The organism is Inquilinus sp. 2KB_23, from assembly GCF_052115705.1.
GTDB classification, from domain to species: Bacteria; Pseudomonadota; Alphaproteobacteria; order DSM-16000; family Inquilinaceae; genus Inquilinus; species Inquilinus ginsengisoli_A.
Genome location: NZ_JBFRHF010000060.1, coordinates 1 through 5,829, shown reverse-complemented (window position 1 = coordinate 5,829; position 5,829 = coordinate 1). Strand labels below are relative to the sequence as shown.

Genomic DNA, 5,829 nt, shown 5'->3' with positions numbered 1-5,829 from the left:
CCGGCCGATCAGCACATGCGCCAGCCGGTTCGCACGGCGGTTCAGCTCCGCATAGCTCACCACCTCACCGCCATGCTCCAGCGCCACCGCATCCGGCGTCCGGCGCATCTGCGCCTCGAACAGATCCGGCACCGTCCCGCCAGGCACCGCCCGATCCGTCCCATTCCAACCCGACAGCAGACGGGACCGCTCCTCCGCATCCAGAAGCTCGATCCGGCCCACCGACTGCGATGGATCCGACACCACCGACCCCAGCAGCCTCAGGAAGCGTCGCTGGTGCTCGGCGACCTCGACAGCTCCATAATTTTCCGGATTCGCGTCAAAATCGATGCGGAGTCCCTCCTGCTGTGACGAAGAATAGAGAGCAATCGTGAGATCCTCGACCGGCCCGTGAGCGAGATTGCGAAGCGTTGCGACCGCCTCGCCAAATCGCAGTTCATAGTCAAACTGCATGACATTGATTGTCGGCCCATAAAGCCTCGCCCCACCGCCGATCGAGCGAAGCTCCCGGATGAGATCCTCCGCCCGATAGGATTGATGTCGGAGCATCGACCGGACTTCGGCAGTAACTTTATTTACAATACTTACGAACGACGATTGCCGATCGACTTTAATTCGGAGAGGCAAGACATTCGATAGACTGCCGATGATTTTTCGCTCCAGGGCGCCGCGTCGTCCGAGAACGGGCAATCCAAGGCTCACACACTCCTCGCCGGTTACCCGGCTGAGATAAACTGCCGATGCGGCGATGAGCAGCTGTGGCCAGCTTGCCCCCGCCCCGGTCGCAACGGCCGAAAGTGCGTTGAACTCGGGCGCGGAAAGCAAGCACGTCTCACGCAGAAACGAGGATCCCGGCTCCGCCGATCCGGCGCCCAAGGAGACGACCTCGGCTCTGCCGTCGAGACGGTCGAGCCAGAATCGACGATCAGCCGCACACTGCTCGGACCCCCGGTATTTGCGATCCCGTTCAAGGATCTCTTGCAAGAATCCGAACGCCGCCGGCTCGAAAGATCGCGACAATATCTGGTTGTAGAGCTCGCCCAATCGCTGCGTGAACACGGATGCACTATGCCCGTCCATCACGATGTGATGCAATTTTTGATAGAAAACGAACTCGCCATCGCCAATTTTGAACAAGACAAATGTAAATAACGCATCGGCAGTCAGATCGAGTGGCCTGGACAGATCGGTGGCCATCCACTGCATGGCCCGCTCATCAGCATCATGTTCAGCACTATAATCAAAAAATGGCATCTTCCATTCTAGATATGGCAACAATATTTGTGCAATTTCATGATCATTGTCCTTAATAAAGCGAGTTCTAAGCACCTCGATCTCAGACAACCTAGTTTTTACGGCAGCCTGGAAAGCGAAAATATCGATATGTCCGCTTATCCTCAGATACTCGGCGATATTGTATTTGGCATTCTGAGGATCGAGTTGCTGTGAGAGCCAGATCTCGCGTTGCACCGCGGTCAATGGCCAGCAACGGTCCGTTAAAGCGTCCAAAATCATCCTCTCAACTGCATTCGGATGCCGCCGACGGCGATCAGATGTCATCCAGAAGAGCGCGCTGCCGGACGGGTGGGAATGAACGATGGCATAGCGGCAAAAGTGGCCAATGCACAGCCGTCCGGGACATCAGCAACGCGCAAATCTGCCAGACATGTGATTCGAAATCGAACAGACCGCGACCTATCACAGTGCGGCCTCCGAACGGCCCCGCAGGATCAAAAGAGATACAACACAATGAACATTGGGACCGGACCGATCAAAAAGGCGCAAAAAGAGTTGCGTCCCAATACCCGATCGCGTCCGATTCCCCGAATTGATCTTACGCCACTTCCGCTGCGGCTCCAGTGATCGTGGATTTACCTCTCTTAACTATAGATTTTCCCCGACTGAACATATCCTCAAAATACTTGCGATATGTTTCCTGCCGGAAATCAACAAAGGTTCCACCCGATTCAAAATGCTGGGTGAACACCTTGCCGACGCCAAAGGTAAAGGCGCCATAGGTCACAGGCACGCTTGCTGCGCCCAGAATGGCACCGAAAAACGGGACCACCTTCACCACACTGCCTGCGATCGATCTCGCAGCCCCGATACCGCCGATGCTGGAAAACAGCGCAACAATCGCTGCCTTCCCGAGGTTCTCGGAGTATGGTACGTCGTAATGCTTCGATAACCGCCGCAGCATCGCAAGCTGGATAATCAGATTGGCGGCGGCGTCAATCATCGGGATCGGGATCAGGCCCGAACCTGCACTCATCAAAGTATAATTCTGAACGATCTTTTCTGCCCCTGCACGCCGCCCCCTGAGAAGCTCTTCTGGTGTCTCGACCGTTGCTGCAGCGGCTACGGGATCGGGGCCGGCCGCATCCGCGTCGTCGGCATCGATCTTATTTCCAGTTGAATTGGCCATCTCAAATTCTCCATCCGGTTGATATCGAGTTGAGAGTCACCGTATAACGCGACCTTGATATAGCTTGCGGCGTAGGATTCTGAGTGTCTTAAGGACGAAGGTCCCATCCTAGAGCCGCTTGCGCACGAATCTCAACCACTTCGTCTTCTTACTGCGCCTCCATTGCATTGATGAGGCTATCTGGCCGCATGTCGGTCCAATGCGTTTCGATATGGGACAGGCAGGTGGCACGGGAGTCCGGTCCGAAGGTTGTGACCCAGCCGGCGGGAACGTCGATGTAGGCCGGCCATAGGGAATGTTGTCCCTCGTCGTTGACAAGCACCAAAAAGCTGCCGTCTTCGGTTTCGAATGGATTGGTCATGGCAAAGGTTCCTCTCTTGATGAAGTCGTAGTGTGTCTCGTCTGATCGAGCGCGGCGGCGAGGATCGGGCCGATCCGGGCGAGGCATCTGGCCGCATCATCCTGCCGTGCTGGCAGGCGACGTCATGGGCGATGATGCGGCCCTTTACACAGGGCTGCCAGGTGTCGGGCGAGCTCAGGTTCTCCTCGTTCTCCACGAGGGTTGCCCGGAAGAGCAACACGTCGCTGCTGACGATAGCGGGGACAAATGTCTTGAGGAGACCCGGGCTGACCCGGAGGTTCGCAAACATCCGCTCGAGAACATCATCGTCGAAGCTGGCCAGGGGAGTTCCCGGGCGGGTGAGGAAGTGCTCTTTGACACGGGCGAATGACAGCGGCCCCTCACTGAGGTCGATCAGCGGGCCGTCGAAATCCTCCATCAGGACAGCCAATATGTCGTGGTCGTTTGGTTGGGGCTGATCGACCTCCGGCCGCGTGGGAGAGCCTACGACAAGGTCAGTAGTGCCGGTCATTCGGTGGAGATAGGTCATGGCCAGGGCGGTCAGCAGCTGCGGCAGAGTGGTGCCGGCATCGCGCGCGAGCACCCGCAGCGCGGTGCTGGTCTCCGGCGACAGACGAGTCTGGCGACGCAGAATGCCGCCGGCCGGCATTCTGCGTCCTGCGAGGCTCACCGGATCCGGCCGGTCGGCAAAGCGCTCCTGCCAGTATTGTCGGTCCCGGAGGAAGACCTCTGAAATCCGATACTCGGCGTCCGCCGCGAGCAGGTTCTGGAACGAGCCGAACGGGCTCGGCCCCGGCTCTCGCCCTTCGACCGTCGCCGCGTAGACGTCGGCCAGCCGGCGCGCGATCAACCCACCGCCGAAACCGTCTATGATCGGGTGATGATTGCGTTGGTACCAAAAGAACCGGTTGGAGCCGGCTCGGAACAGGACATACGCGAAGAGCGGGCCGCCAATCAGGTCCCTCGGCTTCGCCAGGTCGGCCTGCATCCAGCTCTCGGCCGCCGCCTGAGGATCAGGTTCGCCGCTGATATCGATCACTGGAAATGGCCAGTCGGCAGTCCTGTCCAGGATCTGTCGCGGCCCGTCACCGTCGTCGTTGATGAATCGGAGGTGCAGGCTTTCGGCATCGCCCACCACCTGCCGTAGCGCCACCTCGAACAGAACAGGATCGATCGGTCCGTGGATCTCCAGATACTCGGCGATATTGTACTGCGCCGTTCCGGGAGTCAGCGTCTCCGCCAGCCAGATCTCCGACTGCGCCGTCGTCAGAGGAAAATGCGTCTGATGCATATCATTCATGGCGAACGGATTCCCGACTTAAAATTTGACGCTGGCGGCGTGGCCGATGCGATAGGCGAGGATAAACATGCCACAAAAGTAAAACCGGGCGGCGCAGGGAAGGCGGTGCCAGCCCTGTAGCGTCCACCCAAAACCACCCCGATGCGCCGTTTCCGATCGCCACCACCGTGGCGTTCGAGAACAGCGCCAGCTCAGCGTCGCATCGATCTCTCTGAGATCGTTGCGACCCTCTCCTGGAATCACCGGATGAAGTCGGCGCAGCACGAACCAATATCGCAGCGCCTCTTTCTCTCCCTGCTTCTTCGCCACGCTGGCCGTCGGAGCCATTGGTAGCGGCGAGAACTTGACATTGTTCGCACCAACTAATTGCAACACTGACTTCTCGCCCATGCCAACATACGGTCAGACTGGCAAGACGCAATAGTTAAAAATTTACCGAAAATCTCTACAACTCACTTACAGTCGGAAGCCTATATGGGCTCTGGAGCCTATGCAAGGGCCGTTGTCACGTAATGGACGGATAGGGTTATTACAATAATTTGGTTCTTTTCTTCATTTTTGCGCATCATGATGTTACTTGGGGTTCTCGGGGAGAGGATTCGCATCCGATGGCCAGCCGACGGTGACAAGGCTGGCCGAGGATTTGCGGCGTGCAGCTGCGCCAGACCGTGCGCCCAGCTATAGTCAAAGCGCGCCGTGCCACACGCGGAGCGTCTGGCAACCCGGCGGGGTCGCCGGGCCGGCACCGACAAGCTGTTGAATAATTGGCTGGTTTGGCTTTGAGGATGGCCTCGTCGCTGTTTGCGCCCGCCACCCTCGGCCGGGGGCTCGCCCGACCCATCCTTCGGGTTGACGCTCTTCACCGGCGCCCAGGCCTCGATCAACGTGCCGCTGACCGAGCAACGGTCTCTCGACAGCAGCAGCTTCACCCGCGGATGGGCCAGAACCGAGAACCGATGTCCAAGCGGGAGAGCCGGACCTTCAGCCGGGAGTTCAAGCTGGGGGCGGTGCGGCGGATCGAGGCCGGAGAGAACGTCAGCGCGCTGGCGCGGGAGCTCGAGATCAAGCGAGCGATCCTGTACCGGTGGCGGGATGATTACCGGCTGGGCGGGCCGGAGGCGCTGCGGCTGCGGGGGCGGCCGAGCAAGGCGGAGGCGCCGAAGCTGTCGGCAGCGCGGCTGGCGGCCGGTCGGGCCAATGATCTGGCCGAGGCGCGGTGGCAGATCGAGCAGCTGCGCCGCAAGGTGGGCCAGCAGCAGCTGGAGATGGATTTTTTCAAGCGAGCCTTGCGGCAGATCGAGGCGTCACGCCGGCCGAGCGAAAGGGCTGGCGCGACAGCGTCTTCGCCCTCATCCAGGCGATGACGCGGCGGCAAGGCGGGGCGCCGGCGGCGATGTCGCTGTCGGTGGAGCGGATGTGCGCCCTGGCGGGGCTGATCCGCGCGGCCTACCACCGCGGCTGGGCGGCCGGCGAGCCGCGGCGGGAGGAAACCGCGCTCAGGGATGCGATCCAGCGCCTGGCGCTGGCCCACCGGTTCTGCGGCTACCGCCGGGATCGGGGAGATGCTGCGGCGCGAGGGCTGGGCGGTCAACCGCAAGCGGGTGCTGCGGTTGATGCGCGAGGATAACCTGTTGTGCCTCAGGCGCGCGGCCTTCCGGGCACCGACGACGGATACGCGCCACGGCTGGCCGATCTGGCCCAACCTGGCGCGCCGCCTGATCCGACCGCGCCCGACCAGCTGTG

At 60.3% G+C, this 5,829-nt stretch carries 6 protein-coding genes and 2 pseudogenes; 2 read left to right on the top strand and 6 right to left on the bottom strand.

All coding sequences use genetic code 11. The features are described from left to right. The 6 genes and pseudogenes from AB4112_RS35765 to AB4112_RS35740 all read right to left on the bottom strand — a co-directional run. Positions 1-1,509 (bottom strand): condensation domain-containing protein (locus tag AB4112_RS35765; RefSeq protein ID WP_441727200.1); only part of this gene is annotated, 1,509 nt, incomplete at its 3' end. A gap of 325 nt (positions 1,510-1,834) precedes the next feature. Then, positions 1,835-2,425, bottom strand: a complete 591-nt coding sequence (locus tag AB4112_RS35760) for a YcjF family protein (RefSeq protein WP_441727198.1) — start codon at positions 2,423-2,425, stop codon at positions 1,835-1,837. A 148-nt stretch (positions 2,426-2,573) separates the two neighbouring features. Further along, positions 2,574-2,786, bottom strand: coding sequence for an MbtH family protein (locus tag AB4112_RS35755; RefSeq protein ID WP_441727196.1), 213 nt, complete (start codon positions 2,784-2,786; stop codon positions 2,574-2,576). Positions 2,787-3,270: 484 nt separating this feature from the next. Further along, positions 3,271-4,077: pseudogene (locus tag AB4112_RS35750) on the bottom strand (condensation domain-containing protein); the annotation flags it as partial. A gap of 27 nt (positions 4,078-4,104) precedes the next feature. After that, positions 4,105-4,476, bottom strand: a complete 372-nt coding sequence (locus tag AB4112_RS35745; protein ID WP_441727194.1) for a hypothetical protein — start codon at positions 4,474-4,476, stop codon at positions 4,105-4,107. Positions 4,477-4,888: 412 nt separating this feature from the next. Beyond that, positions 4,889-5,036 (bottom strand): annotated as a pseudogene (locus AB4112_RS35740) (IS5/IS1182 family transposase); the annotation flags it as partial. 6 nt (positions 5,037-5,042) lie between these two features. On the opposite strand from AB4112_RS35740, the gene AB4112_RS35735 reads away from it, so the two are divergent. Continuing rightward, the gene (locus tag AB4112_RS35735) at positions 5,043-5,450 is read left to right on the top strand and encodes a transposase (protein ID WP_441727192.1); all 408 of its coding nucleotides are present in this window, start codon (positions 5,043-5,045) and stop codon (positions 5,448-5,450) included. A gap of 198 nt (positions 5,451-5,648) precedes the next feature. Continuing rightward, a partial coding sequence (locus tag AB4112_RS35730) for an IS3 family transposase (RefSeq protein WP_441726288.1) occupies positions 5,649-5,829 on the top strand: 181 nt, incomplete at its 3' end.